We start from the raw sequence: 19,557 nt of genomic DNA on the forward strand, positions 1-19,557 counted from the left end.
TCGCGATCACCGAGGGACGTACTCGACGCGCTCGACGCGCATCGTCGAGTCGGTCGCCGCGCCGTTCGACGTGCCGTGGACCCCGATCCAGAGTCCGAGGAAGCCGCCGGTCGCGATCGAGTCGAGCGTGCGTCCGTCCGCCGTGGCGACGGCGGCGAGGTCGTCGCCCGACCTTCCCGCCCGCAGCTCGTAATCCTGGCCGCGCGCCCGCAGCATGAGAACGAGGTCCTCGTGGGGCGCTCCCGCGACGACCGCCTCCCCGAGCACGCGCTCCGTTCCGGCGCTCCGGTGGATGGCGACCACGCGCGTTCCCTCCCCCGTGATGCCGATGGCCGACAGCCGCACGTGGTCGTCCTCCGACTGACGCACGACGAGTCCCGCCTCTTCGCCCTCGCGCAGATCGCAGGCGATGGTCGCCGTGACGTCGACATCTCGATGCTGCTGCCGCACGCCGAGGAAGGCACTGCGGGTGGCATCGGCGAGGGACGCCGGGAGCAGCGGGAGCACCCACCCGTCGCCGTCGGCCGCGGCGATCTCCGAGGGCAGGGCACGCACGGAGGTCCAGCGCGGATCGCTCGACGCGATGATCCCGCCGGCGGGCGCCGCCGCCCGCGGCTGCGCGAACGGCACCTCGACCTCGTGCTCCACGCGACCGATGCCCGGTGCGAAGACCGGCCATCCGTCCTCCCAGACCACCGGCACCAGGAAGGTCTCCCTGCCGAGGTTGCAGTGGTAGCCGCCGTACGGACGCATGCCGAGCAGCACCGCCCACCAGCTGCCGTCCGGCGCCTCCACGAGGTCAGCGTGCCCGACCGCAGTGATGTCGACGCCGCGCCCGAGGTGCCGGTGGGTGAGCACGGGGTTGCCCTTGCTGCCGCGGTACGGACCGGTGACGGCATCCGCCCTCGCCACGCTGATGGCGTGATGGAAGTCGGTTCCGCCCTCCGCGGCGAGCAGGTGGTAGGCCCCGGCCACCCGGTAGAGGTGAGGGCCCTCGGCCCACACCGCGCCCTGCACCGCCCCGCGCCACAGGACATGCTCCTCGGCCTCGAGGGTCATCGTGTGCGGGTCCAGCTCACGCAGCCAGACCTCGGTCTGATCGTGCCATTCGGGCTGACGAGCCGGTCGCGTGCCATGCACCCAGATGCGACCGTCGTCGTCGAAGAACACCGACGGATCGATCCCGTCGACGTCGAGCCAGACCGGATCGGACCAGGGGCCGGACGGCTCCTCCGCCGTGACGACGAAGTTGCCGCCCCTCGCGTCGTCCTCCTGGTCCACGAGCGTGCACAGCAGCCAGAACCGACCGTCGTGGTGCCGGAGGGTCGGGGCGTAGAGGCCGCCCGACGAACGGATCCCCTCGAGATCCAGCATCCCCGGCCGATCGATGACGTGCCCGACGACCTCCCAGTCGACGAGGTCGCGGCTGTGGAACACCGGGAGACCGGGCAGGTACTCGAACGTCGAGGTGACGAGGTAGTAGTCCTCGCCGACACGGCAGATCGTCGGATCGGGGTGGCACCCGGGCAGGATGGGATTGCTCACCACCGTCATCGCGACACCGCTCGATCCACGATCATCTCCTCCGATGTCGCCACGCGTGCGTCCGCCGTCGTGACGGGGTGCGGCGCCCCCGTGATCCGCAGGGTCGCCCGAGCCGTCGCCGTGCCCTCCTCGACGGATGCCGCGGCGTGCGCTCCCACCCAGACTTCGACGTCTCCGGGTTCGACCACACGGGTCATCGAGCGGTCGCTGAAGGCGAATCGCTGGGTGGGGATGTCGAAGGTCACCCGCACCGACTCCCCGGCGTCGAGCGTCACCCGGCGGAACGCCAGGAGCTGGGCGACGGGTCTCGTGACGGATGCCACGACGTCGTGCCCGTACAGCTGCACGACGTCGGCGCCCGCCCGGTCGCCCGTGTTCGTCACCGTGACCGCGACCCGGAACGCTCCTCCGGCGGCCACCTCGTCGTCGACATCGAGCCGATCGACCTCGAACCGCGTGTACGACAGGCCGAACCCGAACGGACGCACCGGAGTCGAATCGGTCGCCGTCACCTCCGAGGGGCCGCCCAGGCGAGGGTGCAGATACGAGTAGGGCTGCGCTCCCGCAGAGCGCGGCAGCGACACCGGGAGGCGCCCCGAGGGCACGACCCTCCCGGAGAGGACTCCGGCGAGCGCCGCGGCGCCCTCCTCCCCGGGGAAGAACGCCTGCAGGACGGCCGCCGGTGCAGACACGGCATCCAGCGCCCAGCCGATCGCGTACGGGCGACCGGTCACGGCCACCATGACCACCGGCGTTCCCGTGCGCACCAGCGCCTCCACGAGCTCGCGCTGCACACCGGGCAACTCAAGGCTCTCGGAGTCGTTGCCCTCACCCACAGTGCCCCGTCCGAACAGCCCGGCCTGATCGCCGACGACGACGATCGCCACGTCGGCCGCGCGCGCGACGTCGACCGCCTCCGCGAAGCCCGAGCGGTCGTCGCCCTCCACGTCACAGCCGCGCGCGGCGATCACCTCGACGCCGAGAGCATCCGCCTCCTCCGAGAACGCCTCGAGGAAGCTCGGGATCGAGAAGCCGATCGGATGCTCCGGATGATGCGCGAGCACGTGGTTGGCGAACGAATAGCAGCCCATCAGCGCCTCAGGGCGCGCGGAGTTGGGACCGATCACGGCGATCTTCCCCCGAGGCGTCGCCGCATCGGCGAGGGGAAGGATGCCGTCGTTCGAGAGCAGCACCGCCGACTCCTCCGCGAGCCGTCGTGCGATGTCGCGATGGCGGGGCGAGTCGAGGTCGACCGCCGCGGGCGGCTCGTCGTCGAAGGCGTCGGGCTCCAGCAGCCCGAGCTCCTCCTTCTGGGACAGCGCGCGCAGGACCGCGCGGTCGACGAAGGCCTCATCGAGCGCCCCCGACAGGACGCGCTCCCGCAGCGGCGCCAGATACGCGTCTCCACTCGGGAGCTCGACGTCGACCCCGGCCGTGAGGGCGGCCTCCGCCGCCTCTCCCCTGTCGCGCGCGATGCCGTGCATCATCTCCAGGAACGCGACGGCGAAGTAGTCCGCGACGACCACGCCGTCGAAGCCCCACCTCTCACGCAGCAGGCCCGTGAGATGCTCGGCGCTACTGCCCAGAGGCACCCCGTCGATCTCCGCATAGGAGTTCATCACCGAGCGCGCGCCGCCGTCGATCACCGCCATCTCGAACGGCGGGAGGAACACGTCGGCCACCTCCCTGGGTCCGGCGGAGACCGGCGCGTGGTTGCGCCCCGCACGCGAGCCCGAGTACCCGACGAAGTGCTTGAGCGTCGCGTGCACACCGGCGGACTGCAGCCCGCGCACGTACGCGGTTCCGGTCACCCCGACCACGTACGGATCCTCGGCGATGCACTCGTCCACCCGCCCCCACCGGGGGTCGCGGATGACGTCGAGCACGGGCGCCAGCCCCTGGTGGATGCCGAGGTCGCGCATGGTCTCGCCGATCGACGCCGCCATCTCCTCCACCAGCTCCGGGTCGAACGAGGCGCCCCAGGCGAGCGGCGTGGGGAAGGTCGCCGCCTTCCACGCGGCGAGCCCGGTGAGGCACTCCTCGTGCACGAGCGCGGGGATGCCCAGCCGGGTCTCCCGACGGAGGCGGCGCTGCTCCTCCCAGAGCCACGCCGCGCGCTCGGCGGCATCGACCGGGCGCGTGCCGTAGACGCGCGTGTAGTGGCCTATGCCGTCGCGGGTGATCTCGGCCAGTGCCCCGGGGGCGGCCTTGCCTCCCATCTCGTTCTGCATGGGCGCCACCACCTCGCCGCCCTGGTCGATCCAGTAGCCGACGAGCTGCGCGAGCTTCTCGTCCAGCGTCATCCTGGCGAGCAGATCCCGCACCCGATCGGATGCGTGGGGGAATGCGGGGATGTCAGCGCTCATGTGCGCCTCCATTCGTGGTTCGTGGTCTCTCAGCCCTTGACCGCGCCGGTCAGACCGCCGACGATGCGGCGCTCGAACAGGCTGAAGAAGATCAGGGCGGGAAGCATGGACAGCGAGGTGTAGGCGAGCACACGGGCGGTGTCGACCGAGTACTGCGAGGCGAAGTTCTGCACGCCGAGCGGAAGGGTGAACAGGCTCTGGTCGCTCAGGATGAACAGCGGGAGCATGTAGCCGTTCCACGCGCCGATGAAGGCGAGGATCCCGACCGTGATGACTCCCGGCAGGCTCAGCGGGATCACCATGCGCCAGAAGAACCCCAGACGGGATGCGCCGTCGATCGACGCCGCCTCCTCCAGCTCCTTCGGGATCGCCTTGAGGAACGGCACGAGGATGATGATCGTGGTCGGCAGGGCGAACGCGATCTGCGGAAGGATGATGCCCGCGAGGCTGTTCACCAGCCCCAGGTTGCGGATCAGCAGATAGAGCGGCGTGATCGCGACGGTCACCGGGAACATCAGCCCCGCGGCGAACAGCGAGTACATGACGCCCTTGCCCGCGAAGTCGTAGCGCGCGATGACGTAGCTCGCCATGACGCCGAGGATCACGGCTCCCGCGGTGGTGCCGACGGCCGAGATCGTCGAGTTCAGCATCGCGGTCCAGAACTCGGAGCTGCCGAGCACGTCGGTGTAGTTCGCGAACTGCCACGGGGCGGGCCAGCCCGACGGATCCGTGGTGATCTGCGAGTTCGTGCGGAAGCCGCCGATGATGATGTAGAGGATCGGCGTCACGCAGACCGTGATCAGCACGAGGGCGACGAGGTACACACCGGGGCTGCCCCAGCGCACTTCGGGGGCGGCGCGGCGGCGGCCCCTGGGCCCGATCGTCTGGATCGCGACGGAGGTCTTCAGGGTGTCGGTCATCGTCTGCGCGCCTTTCCGCTGTCTCCGGTGAGTGCGCCCTCGGTGTCACGCCGCAGCACGAAGCGCTGGTAGATGAGCGCCACGACCATGGAGATGAGGAAGAGCATCACGGCCACGGCGTTGCCGAAGCCGTAGTTCCCCGCCAGGTGGCCGTTCTGGTACATGTAGGTCGCCATCGTCGAGGTGCCGGCGGTCGCCGCGATGTACTGCCCCCAGATGATGTTGACGAGGTCGAACAGCTGGAGGGAGCCGATGATCGACAGGAACGCCCAGATGCGGATGGTCGGGCCGAGCAGGGGAAGCGTGATGCTCCACTGCGTCTTCCAGAACCCGGCTCCGTCGATCGCGGCCGCTTCGTAGAGCTCCTCGGGGATCGACTGCATCCCCGCCAGCATGAGGATGACGGCAAATCCGACGTACTTCCACGTGATGATGATCATCAGCGACCACATGGCGATCGCGGGGTCGGCGATCCACGAGTGCTGGAGCGCGCCGAGGCCCCACTTCTCCAGCAGGGAGTTGAGGGCGCCGGCATCCTGCAGCATCAGGCTCCAGCCCGTGCCGACGACGACCTCCGCGATCACGTACGGGGCGAAGATCAGGACGCGGATGACCGAGCGCCCGCGGATCTTCTGGTTGAGCAGCAGCGCGAAGAGGATCGCGACCGGCCCCTGCATGATCAGCGACAGGAAGATGATGATGAAGTTGTGCGACACGGCCGCACGGAACGTCTCGTCCTGCAGCATGAGCACGTAGTTGTCGAGGCCGACGAACTCGGTCGGCCAGCCGAAGCCGTTCCACTTGAAGAATCCGTAGAACGCCGCCATCAGCACCGGGAAGATGACGAAGCCGACGAACACGAGGAGGGCAGGGCCCGAGAGGAGGGCGATCTCGCCGCGCTTGCGCCAGTCAGGGCGCGGCTTCCGCCGCCGTGGGGCCGACGATGCGCCGGCCCCACGGGAGCTCCCCTCAGGCGCCTGAGCGAGCGCCTGGGTGATGGTCATGGCGCGGGTCAGCCCCTGGCCGCCGCGTTCGCGAGGCTGTCGACGAGCTTCTTCGGGTCTCCCTGACCCGCGAGCATCTCCACGACGCCGGTGTTGAGCGCGTTGCCGACGTTCTGGCCGAGGGCCGTGTCCAGCCAGAGCGAGACGTAGGGCGCCTTGCTGTACGCCTCCATGAGCGGGATCAGCGACGGATCGGTGACCGCGCCCATCGCGTCCTGAGAGGCCGGGATCGTCTGGAAGGCGACGGCGTACTTCTCCTGCCACTCCTTCGAGGAGACGAAGTTCAGGAACTTCTCGCAGGTGTCGGGCGAGTCGACGGAGCACGAGTATCCGTCCACGCCGCCCATCATGGCGCCCGGGGTTCCCTTGCCGCCGCTGACCTCGGGGAAGGGGAACCAGCCGAGGTCGGGAAGGGGCTTCTGGTCGGGCGTGAGGCTGGCGATCACACCGACGTTCCACGCCCCCATGAGCTCCATCGCCGCCTTGTGGTTGGCGACGAGACCTGCGGAGGAGTTCGCGCCCTGCTGCGCTGATGTCGTGAGGAACCCGTCGTTGAACGGCTCGGTCTCGGCGAAGTCGGCGAGGTTCTGTGCGGCGTCGAGCCAGCACTTGTCCGAGAAGTCCGGCTTGGTCGACAGGTTGGCGATCACGTCCTGGTCGCATGCGCGCACCGCGAAGAAGTAGTACCAGTGCGCGGCCGGCCAGGCGTCCTTCGCGCCGAGCGCGATCGGGGCGACGCCCGACGCCTTCAGCTTGTCGACGGCGCCCTCGAGCTCGTCCATGCTGCTCGGCTCGCCGGTGATCCCCGCCGCGGCGAACAGGTCCTTGCTGTAGAACATGCCGCCGGGGAGCACCGCGCTGGGCATGCCGTAGATCTTGCCGTCGACCGTGAAGGCGCTGAACGGCGCGTCGCCGAAGGCCGACTTCACGTCGGCGTCGATGAGCTTCGTGAGGTCCTTCACCTTGCCGGCCTTCACGACGTCGGCGAGCTTGCCGCCTCCGCGCGCCATGAAGATGTCGGGCATGTCGCCGGAGTTGACGGCGGTCTGGAGCTTGCCGTCCATGTCCTCGTTCTGGATCGAGGTGACCTTGACCGTCACCTCGGGGTTGGCCTTGTGGAATGCGGCCGCAGCGTCCTCCCAGTACTGCTTGCCCGCACCGGTGGTCGAGTTGTGCCACATCGTGAGCGTGCTGCCGTCATCGGCGCCGCCTCCCCCGCCCGCGCACCCGGTCAACCCGAGCGCCCCCAGCGTCACGATGGCCGCCCCCGCAGCCCACGCTTTGCGCATCTTCATGCTGTGTCTCCTCTTCATCGAGTTCCGTGCAGCAGAGCGAACCTATTTGTTGTCAGCCACACCAATGTGTCGTGCGCCCACTCTGGCATCTGGACGAGATCGTGTCAAACGATATCGATAACGTTTTCCATGATTAGTCTGTTCTGATGAACGCACGCACCACGATCACCGACGTCGCCCGCGCAGCAGGAGTGTCCGTGGCGACGGTGTCGAAGGCCATCAACGGCCGAGACGGCGTGTCCGCGGAGACCCACGCCCGGATCCTCCGCGTCGTCGCCGAACTCGGATACGAGAGCTCCCTGGTGGCGACGTCGATGAGGAGAGGGCGCACGAACGTCATCGGCGTGCTCGTCGCCGAGTTCGAGCCCTTCGCGCTGCAGCTGCTGCGCGGCGTCTCCACTGCGCTGCAGGACACGCCGTACGACGTGCTCGCGTACGCGGGAAGCGTCTCGGCGGGCGAGCACCTCGGCTGGGAGCGCCGCTCCCTCTCCCGCCTGGGCGGGACGCTCATCGACGGGGCGATCCTGGTGACCCCGACCACGACTCCCCCGCGGGCCGCGGTGCCGATCGTGGCGGTGGACCCGCACGAGGGACCGCACGGAACGGCGACGGTCGCGGTGCACAACGTCGAGGGCGCACGCACGGCGACGGAGCACCTCATCTCCCTCGGGCACCGCAGGATCGCGCACCTGCACGGCCGCTCCGATCTCGAGTCGGCGCAGCAGCGCGAGGCGGGCTACCGCTCGGCGCTGGACGCTGCCGGCATCCCGTTCGATCCGTCCCTCGTGGTCGACGGCGGCTACCGCACCGCGAGCGCGACCGCCGGCGCCCACGCCATCCTGGATCTCCCCGAGCGGCCGACCGCGGTGTTCGCCGCCAACGACCTCACGGCGCTCGAGGCGATGCGCGTCGCCGCCGAGCGCGGCCTGCGCGTGCCCGACGACCTCTCCGTCGTCGGATTCGACGACATCCCCGAGGCCTCGTCGAACAACCCGCAGCTCACGACCGTGCGGCAGCCCCTCGCAGAGATGGGGGCGGCGGCGGTCGGCGTGCTGCTGGGGATGCTGCGCGGCGAGGACCCCGCGCACATCAGGATGCACGCCGAGCTCGTGGTGCGCAGCTCGACGGCGCCGATCGGCGGCTGACCGCACCTCCGGCGCAGGATCGCAGTGGACGGACACGTTGCGGAGGCCACCCACCCCTGATATGTTCCTGGCAACAACAATTCGCCCTCACCGTGGAAAGCGATCCGAGCCATGCCCCTCACCCCCACCCGCGACGACAAGTTCTCCTTCGGACTCTGGACCGTCGGCTACAACGGCGCCGATCCCTTCGGCGGACCGACCAGGCCGCACCTCGACGTCGTGCACGCCGTCGAGCGACTCGCGGAGCTCGGCGCCTACGGCCTGACCTTCCACGACGACGACCTGTTCGCCTTCGGCTCCACCGACGCCGAGCGTCAGACGCAGATCGACCGCCTCACCGGCGCACTGGCCGACACCGGGCTGATCGTGCCGATGGTCACCACGAACCTCTTCAGCGCACCGGTCTTCAAGGACGGCGGCTTCACCTCCAACGACCGTCAGGTGCGCCGCTTCGCGCTGCGCAAGGTGCTGCGCAACCTCGACCTCGCCGCCGAGCTCGGCGCCAAGACCTTCGTCATGTGGGGCGGCCGCGAGGGCGCGGAGTACGACTCGGCGAAGGATGTCCGCGCAGCGCTCGAGCGCTACCGCGAGGCCGTCAACCTGCTCGGCGACTACGTGACCGACAAGGGCTACGACATCCGCTTCGCGATCGAGCCCAAGCCCAACGAGCCGCGCGGCGACATCCTGCTGCCCACGCTCGGCCACGCGATCGCATTCATCGACTCCCTCGAGCGCCCCGAGCTCGTCGGCGTGAACCCCGAGGTCGGTCACGAGCAGATGGCGGGACTCAACTTCACCGCGGGCATCGCGCAGGCCCTGTTCCACGGCAAGCTCTTCCACATCGACCTCAACGGCCAGCGCGGCATCAAGTACGACCAGGACCTGGTGTTCGGCCACGGCGACCTGCACAACGCGTTCTCGCTCGTCGACCTGCTCGAGAACGGCGGCCCGAACGGCATCCCCGCCTACGACGGCCCCCGGCACTTCGACTACAAGCCGAGCCGCACGGAGGACGAGACCGGGGTCTGGGACTCCGCTGCGGCCAACATGCGCACGTACCTGCTGCTGAAGGAGCGGGCAGCGGCGTTCCGCGCCGACCCCGAGGTGCAGGAGGCTCTGGCCGCGGCGAAGGTCGCCGAGCTCGCGGCTCCGACCCTGAACGAGGGCGAGTCCTACGACGATCTGCTCGCCGACCGCAGCGCCTACGAGGACTTCGACGCCGACGCGTACCTCGGCGGCAAGGGCTTCGGCTTCGTCCGTCTGCAGCAGCTCGCCACCGAGCACCTGCTCGGCGCGCGCTGATGGCACTGGTCGCGGGCGTCGATTCGTCGACGCAGAGCTGCAAGGTCGTCGTCCGCGACCTCGACACCGGTGCGGTCGTGCGCACCGGCCGTGCACCCCATCCCGCCGGCACAGAGGTCGACCCCACCGCATGGTGGGCGGCGCTGCGAACGGCACTGGCGGATGCCGGCGGACTCGACGACGTGTCGGCGATCGGCATCGGCGGGCAGCAGCACGGACTGGTCGCGCTCGACGAGTCCGGCCGAGTGATCCGCCCCGCCCTCCTGTGGAACGACACCCGCTCGGCGCAGGCCGCGGCCGATCTCACGGCCGAGGTCGGCGCCTCCGAGTTCACGTCGCGCACGGGTCTGGTGCCGGTCGCGTCGTTCACCGTCACGAAGCTCCGATGGCTGGCCGACGCCGAGCCGCAGCACGCCGCCCGTGTGGCGGCCGTGGCCCTCCCCCACGATTGGCTGACCTGGCGCCTGCGCGGGTACGGCCCTGCCGACGAGTCCGAGCTCGGCCCCGCACTCGGCGAGCTCGTCACCGACCGCTCCGACGCGAGCGGGACGGGCTACTTCGATCCCGTCCGCGACGTCTACGACCGCGAGCTGCTGTCGCTCGCCCTTCGCAGGGACGCGTCGGATGTGGTGCTCCCCCGGGTGCTCGGGCCCTCGGAGCACGTGCAGGGTTCCGGTGGGCTCGTGGTGTCGGCGGGTGCGGGCGACAACGCCGCCGCCGCGCTCGGCATGGGCGCGCGCACGGGCGACGTGGGCGTGTCCATCGGCACGAGCGGCACGATCTTCGCCGTGACCGATGCGCCGATCTTCGACGTCTCCGGCACCGTCGCAGGGTTCGCGGATGCCGCGGGCGGCCGCCTCCCGATCGTCACGACCCTCAACGCCGCGCGCGTGTTCGACGTGACGGCCGCCCTGCTCGGCGTGGACCTCGAAGAGTTCTCGCGGCTCGCCCTGCAGGCGGAACCCGGTGCCGGTGGACTGTCCCTGCAGCCGTGGTTCGAGGGCGAGCGGACCCCGAATCGGCCGGACGCGACCGCGACCCTCTCGGGCATGACGCTCGCGTCGACCCGTCGCGAGAACCTGGCGCGGGCCGCGGTCGAGGGCGTGATCGGCGGTCTCGCGTTCGGCCTTGGCGCCATCCGCGACCTCGGCGTCCGCACGGAGCGCGTGCTGCTCATCGGAGGCGGCGCGCAGAGCCCCGCCGTCGCGGCCGTCGCCCGCGAGGTGTTCGACATCCCGGTCGTGGCCCCGGCGCCGGGCGAGTACGTCGCCCTCGGCGCCGCCGTGCAGGCGGCCTGGGCCCTCACCGGCATCCGTCCGTCCTGGTAGACGCCGAGCGCCCCCTCCGCGCCACTCGTCGCGTCGCGTCGCGTGGCAGGATGGTCGGATGCAGAGACGCGAGGACCGCCGATGACGCGCGGGCTCGCCGCGATGCAGGACGCAGGGTTCCGCTGGTTCTTCCTGGCGAGGGCGATCACGATGATCGCCGGATCCATGTCGTCGATCGCGCTCGCCTTCGCCGTGCTGGAGATCGACAACGACGCCCGCTCGCTGTCGCTCGTGCTCGCCGCCTTCACGGTCAGCAACATCGTCTTCCTCCTGTTCGGCGGAGTGATCGCCGACCGGCTCCCCCGAGCGCTGATCATCCAGTCGTGCTACGTCATCGACATCCTGACCATCGGGGCGATGGCCGCCCTGCTGTTCACCGGAACGGCGACCGTGCCGATGCTCGCACTGCTCTCCGTGCTGAACGGGGCGTCAACGGCCTTCGTCCTGCCCGCCATGCAGGGGATCATCCCGCAGCTCGCGTCGCCGGAGCATCTGCAGCAGGCGAACGCGATGCTCTCCTTCGTGCGCTCGGCCACCACCATCGGCGGCCCCATCATCGCCGGCATCGTCGTCGCATCGGCGGGCCCCGCCTGGGCGATGGTCGTGCAGGCGATCGGGTGGGTGATCGCGATCCCCGTGCTGGCAATGGTCCGCCTTCCTCCGCCGGCGCACGGCGGAGGGACGACGCTGTTCCAGGATCTCCGCACCGGCTGGCACGAGTTCCGCACCAGGACCTGGCTGTGGGTGGTCGTGCTGGCGTTCATGGTGATGAACGCCATCCACGTGGGCGCGTGGGGTGTCGTCGGCCCGTACATCGCGAAGAACGACCCCCGTCTCGGCATCACCGGCTGGGGCTGGGTGGTCAGCGCGGAGGGCGTCGGCATCCTCCTGATGACCCTCATCCTCATGTGGTTCCCGCTGAACCGACCGCTCCGCTACGGGATGATCGGCATGGCCGCGTTCGCGATCCCGCTCACCGTGCTCGGCGTCCACCCCGCCGTCGTCCTGCTCGCGATCGCGGCCTTCGTGGCCGGCGCCGGCGCCGAAGTGTTCAGCACCGGGTGGAATCTCGCGATGATGGAGAACGTGCCGGGCGAGACGCTCTCCCGCGTGTCCAGTTACGACATGCTCGGCAGCTTCGTGGCCATGCCGATCGGCACGCTGATCTACGGCTGGCTGATCACCCACAGCGACGTCGAGACCGTGCTGGTCACGTCCGGCATCCTCTATGCGAGCATCGCGCTGATGACTCTGGCCGTGCCGAGCGTGCGGCGCATGGGGCGTCCGGATGGCGCCGTGACGACATGAGCGCTCTGGCGGATTCATAGCAATCCGGGCGAGACTGGGGGTATGACCTTCGCCGCGCTCCAGCCGCTCGCCGACCGCTCCGCCCTCTTCACCGCGCTCCGTCAGGACGCCCTCGCCACGGCGACGGACGAGCTCGGCGACCACCGCTGGGATGCCGACATGACGGCGGGCACGATCACCTTCACCGCGAACGCCGATCCGTCGCGCACGCTGGTGACGACGGCCCATCTGATCGCGACGATCGCACCCGGGCCGCGGTCGCTGCTGTGGGCGTGGGCGCACCCGCAGGGTGACGCGCAGGGCGTCGCCGCGCAGCTCCGCGACTACGGCGTCGAGCACGGACTCGCCGAGCTGGCGGAGCCGGAGCTCCCCTTCCCGGCGGACGCCTCCGGCGACGAGGAGTGGATCGCCGCCGCCGCGCACACGATCGCGGGCGTCGCGGTGGAGATCACCGGACGCTCGCCCTACTACTCCGCCCCGATCTCCGGCGGCACCAGGGCGGTCTTCCTCCTCGACGCGCCCGTGCCCGCACTGACCGTCGCATCGGCGACCACCGCTCTCCCCCGCATCCTCTCCGGCCTGGCTCTGCCCGACGCCAGGACCGCCGTGTGGGACCTCGCCCGCCTCGCCGGCTGGAACCTCGCCTGGACCGACGACGCCTACACCGGCGCCACGATCACCGACGCGACGGCATCGGTCACGTTCCGCTTCGACGAGAGCGCGCGCATCACGAACATCGAGGGCACGCTGCAGCCCCAGGGCTGAGAGGTGGGGTGGATGCCGCCGCGTCCACCCCACCTCCGTCACCGCCCGAGTCGCTGCCGCGCCGTCTTCATGCCCGGGCCGACGGGCACGTGCGTGGTCGCCGCGGCCAGCCCGAACGCGGGCATGTCGACGTACACGGCCTCGAGATCGGCGACGGGCACCTGATACGTCTCGTGCCAGACGCCGACGCTGCCCGACCCCTGCAGCGAGCGCATGAAGTCACGCCACGGCTGCAGGTGCGGGGCGTCGCGGTCGGCGGCGAAGCGCTGCAGATGCTCGGGGCTCTCCCAGTAGGAGAGCAGGATGGTCGTGCGCCCGAACCAGTTGTGGGCGCCGAGCATCCCCGCCTCCGGATGGGTGGCGAGGTGCCGCAGCATCGGCGGCATCTTGCTGGCCGTCCACCACACCTTCCCCAGCTGCCACCAGCGGTTGGCCCGCATGCCGATGACGAAGACGGTGATGTCAGACCGGTCGGGTGCTGCCGTGTAGCGACCGGGGAAGACCTGCTGAGTCATGCGATTCTCCTTGGAACGTTGTTATGTAACTACGTTATGAAACAACGTTACGATAGACTTCTCTCCATGGCAAGACCTGTCTCCTACGACGACGCTCTCCGCGACCGACTGCTCGACGTCACGGCGGAGATGGTCGACGCGAAGGGCCCGGAGCGCATCAGCCTCCGCGACATCGCCCAGTCAGCCGGCACCTCGACCTCGGCCGTCTACTCCCTCTTCGGCGGCAAGGCGCAGTTGCTGGTCGCCGTGATCGAGCACGGCTTCGCGTCGTTCGGAGCCGCTCAGGCCGCGACCGAGCCGGAGGGGCTCCGCGCCCTCGGATACGCGTATCGAGGGTGGGCGAAGGCCAACCCCGCCCTCTACCGCCTGATGTTCGGCGGAGCGATCACGACCGTCGAGGACTGCGCTCCGGATGCCGCCACGACCTCCACCGCGATGGCCCCGCTCGTGCGCGCGCTCGCGGCGCGCGTGCCGGAGGAGCAGGTGATGGCTGCCGCCGTCACGGTGTGGGCGCAGGTGCACGGCGCCGTGAGCCTCGAACTCGCCGGAGTCGCGCCAGAGGTGCCCGACTGGGATGCCGTCTACGATGCCGTGGTCGACGCAGTGGAGCGCTCCTTCCCGCGCGCGTGAGGTGCCGCACGGCGCGCAGATGTGGAAGTCTGGTCGCATGAAGAACGGAATCGTCCGGTTCGCCGCGCTCTACGTGTTCAACGTCGCGGTCCTCCTGCTCATCGGCCTGCTGTTCAGCGGCGTCCGCGTGGGTTTCAACGCGCTGTGGGCGGCCGTGATCCTCACCCTCGCCGCGCTGTTCGTGAAGCCCGTGCTCGGCTCCGCGTTCCGGAAGTCCGCCGCGAAGTCGTCGGCCAGCCGCACGAAGGTCGGCGAGAAGACCGTGCAGTACGCGCTCGTCTACGTCGTCGAGCTCATCGTCTGGGTGCTGACGGTGTGGCTGAGCGGGGTGCGCGCGTCGGGCTTCTGGGCGTTCGTCCTGCCTCCGCTGATCCTGCTCTTCGGCTGGATGATCTACGACCAGTTCGACGACAGGCTGCGCGCCAAGGCGGGCGAGGTGTACGACACCGTCTCCGCGAAGATCTCGAAGAGGCCGGATGCCGCGGCATCCGCTCCCACCCCCGACTCCCCCGCGACGACCGAGGCGCGCCAGGAGCTGAACGACGGCCTCACCCCCGAGCAGCGCCGCATGCTCGACGAGCTCGGCTGATCCGCTCCGCGGAGCAACCCGGTCGTTGAGCGAGGACGCGCAGCGACCGAGCGCCGTGCTGAGCGAGCGCAGCGACTCGAGGTGACGAAACGCCCCACGAGACGTGACGCGTCAGACGAGCCGCTCGGCCGCCTCGACCACGTTCGTCAGGAGCAGGGCGACGGTCATCGGTCCGACGCCGCCGGGGTTCGGGGAGAGGAAGCCGGCGACCTCGGCCACGTCGGGATGCACGTCGCCGAAGACGAGGCTCTTGCCGGTCTCGGCATCCGTCTCGCGCGTCACGCCCACGTCGAGCACGGCGGCTCCGGGCTTGACGTCTTCGGCGCGGATCAGGTGCTTGACCCCGGCGCCGGCGACGATCACGTCGGCCTGGCGGAGGTACGGCGACATGTCGGGCGTGCCCGTGTGCACCTGCGTGACGGTGGCGTTGATGTCGCGGCGGGTGAGCAGGAGGCCGATCGGGCGGCCGATGGTGACGCCGCGTCCGACAACGACGACGTGCTTGCCCTTGAGGTCGTAGTCGTTGCGCAGCAGCAGTTCGATGACGCCGCGCGGGGTGCAGGGCAGCGGCGTGTGGATCGGGTTGTTCACGTTGAGCACGAGACGACCGAGGTTGGTCGGGTGCAGGCCGTCGGCGTCCTTCGCCGGGTCGATGCGCTCGAGGATCGCGTCGGTATCGAGGTGCTTCGGCAGCGGCAGCTGCACGATGTAGCCGTGGCAGTCGGGATCGGCGTTGAGCTCGTCGATCAGCGCCTCGACGTCGGCCTGCGAGGCATCGGCGGGGAGCTCGCGCTGGATCGAGTTCATCCCGATCGCCTCGGACTGACGGTGCTTCATGCCGACGTAGAGCTGCGACGCCGGGTCGGCGCCGACGAGCACCGTCGCGATACCGGGGACGATGCCCTTCTCCCTGAGCGCGGCGACGCGCTCGGTGAGCTCGGCCTTGATGGATGCTGCGGCGGCCTTGCCGTCGAGGATCTTCGCGGTCATGTCGCGCTCTCTTTCGTTCTACTTCTCACGGGGCGTTTCGTCACTTCGACTCCCTGCGCTCGCTCAGCACGTCGCTCGTCGCTGCGCTCCTCGCTCAACGACCGGGGTCACGCGGAACCGGTCGTTGAGCGAGCGAAGCGAGACGAAACGCAGCAGCGTGGTGCTTACTGCTGCAGGTCGGGGTACAGCGGGAAGGCCGCGGCGAGCGCGTCGACGCGGGCACGGAGCGCCTCGACGTCGGCGCCGGGCTGCAGCGCGAGGGCGATGACGTCGGCGACCTCGGTGAACTCGGCGTCGCCGAAGCCGCGCGTCGCGAGCGCCGGGGTGCCGATGCGCAGACCCGAGGTGACCATCGGCGGGCGCGGGTCGTTCGGCACCGCGTTGCGGTTCACGGTGATGTGGATGTCGTGCAGGAGGTCCTCGGCCTGCTTGCCGTCGATCTCGGCGTCGCGCAGGTCGACGAGCACGAGGTGCACGTCGGTGCCTCCGGAGCGCACGGCGATGCCGGCATCCTTCACGTCCTGCTGAGACAGACGCTCCGCGATGATGGCGGCGCCGCGCAGCACGCGCTCCTGACGCTCCTTGAACTCCGGGGTGCCGGCGAGCTTGAACGCCGTCGCCTTGGCGGCGATCACGTGCATGAGCGGGCCGCCCTGCTGTCCGGGGAAGACGGCGGAGTTGATCTTCTTCGCGATCTCGGCGTCGTTGGTGAGGATGAAGCCGGAGCGGGGTCCGCCGATGGTCTTGTGCACGGTCGAGGAGACGACGTGCGCGTGCGGCACCGGGTTCGGGTGCAGGCCCGCGGCGACGAGACCGGCGAAGTGCGCCATGTCGACCCAGAGGAGGGCGCCGACCTCGTCGGCGATCTCGCGGAACGCGGCGAAGTCGAGGGTGCGCGGGTAGGCCGACCAGCCGGCGATGATGACCTTCGGCTTGTGCTCGATGGCGAGGCGGCGGACCTCGTCCATGTCGATGGTCGAGGTCTCGGGGTTCACCCCGTAGGCGACGATGTTGTAGAGGCGGCCGGAGAAGTTGATCTTCATGCCGTGGGTGAGGTGGCCGCCCTGGTCGAGCGAGAGGCCGAGCAGCGTGTCGCCGGGGCGGGCGATCGCGTGAAGCACAGCGGCGTTGGCGGAGGCGCCGGAGTGCGGCTGGACGTTCGCGAACTCCGAGCCGAACAGGCTCTTGGCGCGGGCGATCGCGAGCTCCTCGGCGACGTCGACCTCCTCGCAGCCGCCGTAATAGCGGCGACCGGGGTAGCCCTCGGCGTACTTGTTCGTGAGCACCGAGCCCTGCGACTGCAGCACGGAGACGGGAACGAAGTTCTCGGATGCGATCATCTCGAGGAACGTCTGCTGGCGCTTGAGTTCCCTGTCGAGGACCTCGGCGATCTCGGGGTCGACCTCGGCGAGCGGGGCGTTGAAGTAACGGTCGGTCATGTGACGTGCTCCTCTGACAACGGATTCGAAAGGGGTGCTTCCATCGGCCCAGGCGCGCGGTCGAATTCCGTGGTCAGTCGCTCCCCGGTGGTAGTCCACCCAGACGCCAGTCGCGACGGTTACGAGCATAGCGGATGCCGCGAGCTCGGGCCGCAGAGATGACGCCGAACCGCGCTCACTCGCGCGCGACGACCTTGACCTCGGCTCGGACCCCCGGAACGCCCGCGAACTTCCGATCCGTGGTCAGAAGCGGCACCCCGAGCTCTTCCGCGAGCGCGAGGTACGCCGCGTCGTACACCGTGGCATTGGCGGCGAGCTCGCCGATACGAGGCAGAAGAGGAGCGATCGGAAGAAGACGCATCTCGAACCGTGCCAGCTGAGTCAGCTGCGCGCGGAAGTCGCCGTCGCTCGACCGTCGAGCGAGCCACAGTCCTCTCAGAGCACTCGCCGCTTCCGAGGGGCCGTGCGCCGGCATGACCCAGTCGGCATCGAGCGACATCGCGGTGCGCACCGCCGCCCCGTGCGCGGTGCCGTCGATGATGACGTCGACGACCGCCGAGGCGTCGACGACGATCATGGCTGATCGGGCCGTGTGACGGCGTCGATGATCTGCGTGTCTCGCTCCTCGTGGCCGCGACGGATCAACTCCGAGATCTCCTCTGGCGCAGCCCCGTCGAGCACGGGGATCGGCTTCATCGTGCGCAGAAGCTCGCGGTTGCGCGACTTGCGCGCCTCCGTCTCCAGCACGTCTGCGAGGAACGCCTGGAGCGACTGCCCCCGCTCTCGCGCGGCGCGGACGAGATCGTCTCGCACGCTCTCCGGAACGTCGCGCACTTGGATCGCCACCATGTGGTCGACGATAGCATGCAGATCTGCATGCATGAGAGAGATCATGTTCATGCGGTTGACCGTAGCGGTGCGCAACGACAGCGTGAGGACTTATCCACAGCGCCCGCGTGGGGCCGCTCAGCCGACGTCGAACAGGGCGCTGAGGTCGAACCAGGGGATCCTCTGTGTACTGATCGTGCTCATGCCCGACATGCGTACGAAGGATGGCCGGGCTTCCCGACGCATCAGCCAACGGAACGGACCGTTCGACAGCGCCGCGATCAGGTTCGCGTCGTACCAGGCGACAGCCTGCCGCAGCGTAGCCCCCTGCGCCCAGATGTGGACCCGAAGCCAGGCCAGCGTGGCCACGGGGATCACCACCCACAGCGCGAGCCCACGAAAGACGAAGAGGAGAAGCCAACCTAGCCCCTTGAGGAAGCTCATCCTCTTGGCTCCTTCCGCGCGGTGGTCCCGTCGCGAATCGCGCCCCCTTGCGGTTCGCTCATGATCACACGCCGGCCGCGTAGGTCGCGAGAAGCAGGATGCCGAAGACGACCGCGATCGCACCGTACGTGGCGAGGACGGTTCCGCTGCCCATCCTCACTCGATCACGTGTGGGCATTGTCAGCAAGCCGGAGGAATCGTGCTGCCAGCTCGACCTGTCCTTCCATGCCTGCCAGATGAAGCGCAGGCCGAACAGCATCCCCGCACTGCCTGTGATGACGAGCGCGAGGCTGAGCACAATGCCCCCTGCTCCGAGGATCTCGGAGAGAGCGGTCAGGGCACGCAAGAAGTTGTCCTCACGGCTCCGAAAGGACGTCAGCGGCGTCAGGATCAGGAGGCCGGCGCCGATGAGCAGCTGCATCACGGAGATCAGGACCGAGTAGGTCGTCGCGGACACCCGGGTGCCCTTGACGATTCCGGCCTGCGACATGTTGGCAGCAACCCGACGCCGCCCCACGAGCATGACGACGCCCGAGACCAGCAGCAGGATGCCGATGGCCATGAGGATTCCGGACACCACCGACACGCTTGCTCCCTCGGTCACCGCTGACGCTCGTATCTGGACGATAGCAGCGGTCGTCACCAGTACGCCCCCAGCACCTTTCTGTAGTGGTGGTTCAGGAGCAGATCAGGAAAGGAGGCTTCGAGGCGTTCTTACTCCGACGGCAGAGGACCCGCCTCCGCCAGCGCCCGCTCGCGTTCGACTTCCTCGCGCCAGAAGAGGGCGTGATCCTTCGCCTTCACCCAGAAAACGAAGCTGGGCACGCCGAACACGATGATGGGCGACAAGAGCGCCGGAGCATTCAGCGAGACCCCTTTGACCAGGAGAACCATCTTGAACAGGACCAGCACTACCCCGAGCACGATGCAGATGGCGGCAAGAGTTCGATAGAGCAACCAGCGCCGGCGGATCTGACGGCTGTCGCGAAAGTCGTATCCGCCGAACACGGCCTTGGCGAGGACGCGCCGCCGGCCCCGCAGCCCCTTCACGCCGTCTTGCATCCTCACGCCTTACCCACTCCTCGAGCGCCTCTTATCAGGACTCGATCGTATGTCCCCGGCGAAGTCGACATCACGGGAGTCC

The 19,557-nt window shown here is 69.3% G+C and carries 20 protein-coding genes and 1 riboswitch; of the genes, 7 read left to right on the top strand and 13 right to left on the bottom strand.

Features of this window, described 5'->3' with window-relative positions:
• Positions 1 to 6: 6 nt before the first annotated feature.
• The 5 genes from MRBLWH10_RS11300 to MRBLWH10_RS11320 are packed head-to-tail and all read right to left on the bottom strand — an operon-like array spanning position 7 to position 7,130.
• Positions 7 to 1,554, bottom strand: a complete 1,548-nt coding sequence (locus MRBLWH10_RS11300; protein ID WP_341939935.1) for a family 43 glycosylhydrolase — start codon at positions 1,552 to 1,554, stop codon at positions 7 to 9.
• The gene (locus MRBLWH10_RS11305; RefSeq protein ID WP_341939936.1) at positions 1,551 to 3,911 is read right to left on the bottom strand and encodes a glycoside hydrolase family 3 N-terminal domain-containing protein; all 2,361 of its coding nucleotides are present in this window, start codon (positions 3,909 to 3,911) and stop codon (positions 1,551 to 1,553) included. Before MRBLWH10_RS11305 ends, MRBLWH10_RS11300 begins: the two co-directional genes overlap by 4 nt.
• Positions 3,912 to 3,940: 29 nt before the next feature.
• Complete coding sequence (locus MRBLWH10_RS11310) at positions 3,941 to 4,831, bottom strand: carbohydrate ABC transporter permease (protein WP_105677170.1); 891 nt, start codon at positions 4,829 to 4,831, stop codon at positions 3,941 to 3,943.
• Positions 4,828 to 5,835 (bottom strand): sugar ABC transporter permease, encoded by a 1,008-nt coding sequence (locus MRBLWH10_RS11315; protein WP_105677168.1) that lies wholly within the window; start codon positions 5,833 to 5,835, stop codon positions 4,828 to 4,830. The genes MRBLWH10_RS11310 and MRBLWH10_RS11315 overlap by 4 nt, the downstream gene beginning before the upstream one ends.
• A gap of 8 nt (positions 5,836 to 5,843) precedes the next feature.
• Complete coding sequence (locus MRBLWH10_RS11320) at positions 5,844 to 7,130, bottom strand: extracellular solute-binding protein (RefSeq protein ID WP_341939937.1); 1,287 nt, start codon at positions 7,128 to 7,130, stop codon at positions 5,844 to 5,846.
• Positions 7,131 to 7,276: 146 nt separating this feature from the next.
• On the opposite strand from MRBLWH10_RS11320, the gene MRBLWH10_RS11325 reads away from it, so the two are divergent.
• From MRBLWH10_RS11325 to MRBLWH10_RS11345, 5 genes are all read left to right on the top strand, one after another.
• Positions 7,277 to 8,275 carry a LacI family DNA-binding transcriptional regulator gene (locus MRBLWH10_RS11325; RefSeq protein ID WP_341939938.1) on the top strand — a complete coding sequence of 333 codons (999 nt, stop codon included), beginning with the start codon at positions 7,277 to 7,279 and terminating at the stop codon, positions 8,273 to 8,275.
• Positions 8,276 to 8,386: 111 nt separating this feature from the next.
• Positions 8,387 to 9,577: a xylose isomerase gene (gene xylA / locus MRBLWH10_RS11330; RefSeq protein ID WP_341939939.1), complete on the top strand. Its 1,191-nt coding sequence runs from the start codon at positions 8,387 to 8,389 to the stop codon at positions 9,575 to 9,577.
• A complete protein-coding gene (gene xylB / locus MRBLWH10_RS11335) occupies positions 9,577 to 10,905 on the top strand; it encodes a xylulokinase (protein WP_341939940.1) in 1,329 nt (442 codons plus the stop codon). Before xylA ends, xylB begins: the two co-directional genes overlap by 1 nt.
• Before the next feature lie 81 nt (positions 10,906 to 10,986).
• Complete coding sequence (locus MRBLWH10_RS11340) at positions 10,987 to 12,213, top strand: MFS transporter (RefSeq protein WP_341939941.1); 1,227 nt, start codon at positions 10,987 to 10,989, stop codon at positions 12,211 to 12,213.
• A 42-nt stretch (positions 12,214 to 12,255) separates the two neighbouring features.
• Positions 12,256 to 12,978, top strand: a complete 723-nt coding sequence (locus tag MRBLWH10_RS11345; protein WP_105677158.1) for a DUF6882 domain-containing protein — start codon at positions 12,256 to 12,258, stop codon at positions 12,976 to 12,978.
• A gap of 38 nt (positions 12,979 to 13,016) precedes the next feature.
• Here the strand turns inward: MRBLWH10_RS11345 and MRBLWH10_RS11350 are convergent, their stop codons facing one another.
• Positions 13,017 to 13,493, bottom strand: a complete 477-nt coding sequence (locus MRBLWH10_RS11350) for a DUF4188 domain-containing protein (protein ID WP_105677156.1) — start codon at positions 13,491 to 13,493, stop codon at positions 13,017 to 13,019.
• A 66-nt stretch (positions 13,494 to 13,559) separates the two neighbouring features.
• Between MRBLWH10_RS11350 and MRBLWH10_RS11355 the strand changes: the two genes are divergently transcribed.
• Together MRBLWH10_RS11355 and MRBLWH10_RS11360 are read left to right on the top strand one after the other, a co-directional pair.
• The gene (locus tag MRBLWH10_RS11355) at positions 13,560 to 14,123 is read left to right on the top strand and encodes a TetR/AcrR family transcriptional regulator (RefSeq protein ID WP_223586885.1); all 564 of its coding nucleotides are present in this window, start codon (positions 13,560 to 13,562) and stop codon (positions 14,121 to 14,123) included.
• 37 nt (positions 14,124 to 14,160) lie between these two features.
• On the top strand, positions 14,161 to 14,712 hold the full coding sequence (locus MRBLWH10_RS11360) for a phage holin family protein (protein ID WP_341939942.1): 552 nt from the start codon (positions 14,161 to 14,163) through the stop codon (positions 14,710 to 14,712).
• 111 nt (positions 14,713 to 14,823) lie between these two features.
• Here MRBLWH10_RS11360 and MRBLWH10_RS11365 read toward each other — a convergent pair whose 3' ends face one another.
• The 7 genes from MRBLWH10_RS11365 to MRBLWH10_RS11395 form a co-directional block, all read right to left on the bottom strand.
• Complete coding sequence (locus MRBLWH10_RS11365; RefSeq protein ID WP_341939943.1) at positions 14,824 to 15,702, bottom strand: bifunctional methylenetetrahydrofolate dehydrogenase/methenyltetrahydrofolate cyclohydrolase; 879 nt, start codon at positions 15,700 to 15,702, stop codon at positions 14,824 to 14,826.
• A 164-nt stretch (positions 15,703 to 15,866) separates the two neighbouring features.
• Positions 15,867 to 17,141, bottom strand: a complete 1,275-nt coding sequence (gene glyA, locus MRBLWH10_RS11370) for a serine hydroxymethyltransferase (RefSeq protein WP_105677150.1) — start codon at positions 17,139 to 17,141, stop codon at positions 15,867 to 15,869.
• A gap of 39 nt (positions 17,142 to 17,180) precedes the next feature.
• Positions 17,181 to 17,265, bottom strand: a riboswitch (ZMP/ZTP riboswitch).
• Positions 17,266 to 17,316: 51 nt separating this feature from the next.
• Positions 17,317 to 17,718, bottom strand: a complete 402-nt coding sequence (locus tag MRBLWH10_RS11375) for a type II toxin-antitoxin system VapC family toxin (RefSeq protein ID WP_341939944.1) — start codon at positions 17,716 to 17,718, stop codon at positions 17,317 to 17,319.
• Entirely contained in the window at positions 17,715 to 18,041 is a 327-nt protein-coding gene (locus MRBLWH10_RS11380) for a hypothetical protein (RefSeq protein ID WP_341939945.1), read from the bottom strand. Before MRBLWH10_RS11380 ends, MRBLWH10_RS11375 begins: the two co-directional genes overlap by 4 nt.
• Before the next feature lie 66 nt (positions 18,042 to 18,107).
• Complete coding sequence (locus MRBLWH10_RS11385) at positions 18,108 to 18,413, bottom strand: hypothetical protein (RefSeq protein ID WP_341939946.1); 306 nt, start codon at positions 18,411 to 18,413, stop codon at positions 18,108 to 18,110.
• 64 nt (positions 18,414 to 18,477) lie between these two features.
• Positions 18,478 to 19,017, bottom strand: a complete 540-nt coding sequence (locus tag MRBLWH10_RS11390; protein WP_341939947.1) for a hypothetical protein — start codon at positions 19,015 to 19,017, stop codon at positions 18,478 to 18,480.
• Positions 19,018 to 19,127: 110 nt separating this feature from the next.
• A complete protein-coding gene (locus MRBLWH10_RS11395) occupies positions 19,128 to 19,475 on the bottom strand; it encodes a hypothetical protein (protein WP_341939948.1) in 348 nt (115 codons plus the stop codon).
• Positions 19,476 to 19,557 lie beyond the last annotated feature (82 nt).

The organism is Microbacterium sp. LWH10-1.2 (assembly GCF_038397765.1).
Classification (GTDB): domain Bacteria; phylum Actinomycetota; class Actinomycetes; order Actinomycetales; family Microbacteriaceae; genus Microbacterium; species Microbacterium natoriense.

Excerpts from the sequence above, each read along its gene's own strand:
- MRBLWH10_RS11380 (WP_341939945.1), bottom strand. The coding sequence starts at position 18,041 with ATGAACATGATCTCTCTCATGCATGCAGATCTGCATGCTATCGTCGAC.
- MRBLWH10_RS11365 (WP_341939943.1), bottom strand. The coding sequence starts at position 15,702 with ATGACCGCGAAGATCCTCGACGGCAAGGCCGCCGCAGCATCCATCAAG.
- MRBLWH10_RS11395 (WP_341939948.1), bottom strand. The coding sequence starts at position 19,475 with ATGCAAGACGGCGTGAAGGGGCTGCGGGGCCGGCGGCGCGTCCTCGCC.
- MRBLWH10_RS11315 (WP_105677168.1), bottom strand. The coding sequence starts at position 5,835 with ATGACCATCACCCAGGCGCTCGCTCAGGCGCCTGAGGGGAGCTCCCGT.
- MRBLWH10_RS11305 (WP_341939936.1), bottom strand. The coding sequence starts at position 3,911 with ATGAGCGCTGACATCCCCGCATTCCCCCACGCATCCGATCGGGTGCGG.
- xylB (WP_341939940.1), top strand. The coding sequence starts at position 9,577 with ATGGCACTGGTCGCGGGCGTCGATTCGTCGACGCAGAGCTGCAAGGTC.
- MRBLWH10_RS11350 (WP_105677156.1), bottom strand. The coding sequence starts at position 13,493 with ATGACTCAGCAGGTCTTCCCCGGTCGCTACACGGCAGCACCCGACCGG.
- MRBLWH10_RS11360 (WP_341939942.1), top strand. The coding sequence starts at position 14,161 with ATGAAGAACGGAATCGTCCGGTTCGCCGCGCTCTACGTGTTCAACGTC.
- MRBLWH10_RS11310 (WP_105677170.1), bottom strand. The coding sequence starts at position 4,831 with ATGACCGACACCCTGAAGACCTCCGTCGCGATCCAGACGATCGGGCCC.
- glyA (WP_105677150.1), bottom strand. The coding sequence starts at position 17,141 with ATGACCGACCGTTACTTCAACGCCCCGCTCGCCGAGGTCGACCCCGAG.
- MRBLWH10_RS11300 (WP_341939935.1), bottom strand. The coding sequence starts at position 1,554 with ATGACGGTGGTGAGCAATCCCATCCTGCCCGGGTGCCACCCCGATCCG.
- xylA (WP_341939939.1), top strand. The coding sequence starts at position 8,387 with ATGCCCCTCACCCCCACCCGCGACGACAAGTTCTCCTTCGGACTCTGG.
- MRBLWH10_RS11345 (WP_105677158.1), top strand. The coding sequence starts at position 12,256 with ATGACCTTCGCCGCGCTCCAGCCGCTCGCCGACCGCTCCGCCCTCTTC.
- MRBLWH10_RS11325 (WP_341939938.1), top strand. The coding sequence starts at position 7,277 with ATGAACGCACGCACCACGATCACCGACGTCGCCCGCGCAGCAGGAGTG.
- MRBLWH10_RS11340 (WP_341939941.1), top strand. The coding sequence starts at position 10,987 with ATGACGCGCGGGCTCGCCGCGATGCAGGACGCAGGGTTCCGCTGGTTC.
- MRBLWH10_RS11375 (WP_341939944.1), bottom strand. The coding sequence starts at position 17,718 with ATGATCGTCGTCGACGCCTCGGCGGTCGTCGACGTCATCATCGACGGC.
- MRBLWH10_RS11320 (WP_341939937.1), bottom strand. The coding sequence starts at position 7,130 with ATGAAGATGCGCAAAGCGTGGGCTGCGGGGGCGGCCATCGTGACGCTG.
- MRBLWH10_RS11385 (WP_341939946.1), bottom strand. The coding sequence starts at position 18,413 with ATGAGCTTCCTCAAGGGGCTAGGTTGGCTTCTCCTCTTCGTCTTTCGT.
- MRBLWH10_RS11355 (WP_223586885.1), top strand. The coding sequence starts at position 13,560 with ATGGCAAGACCTGTCTCCTACGACGACGCTCTCCGCGACCGACTGCTC.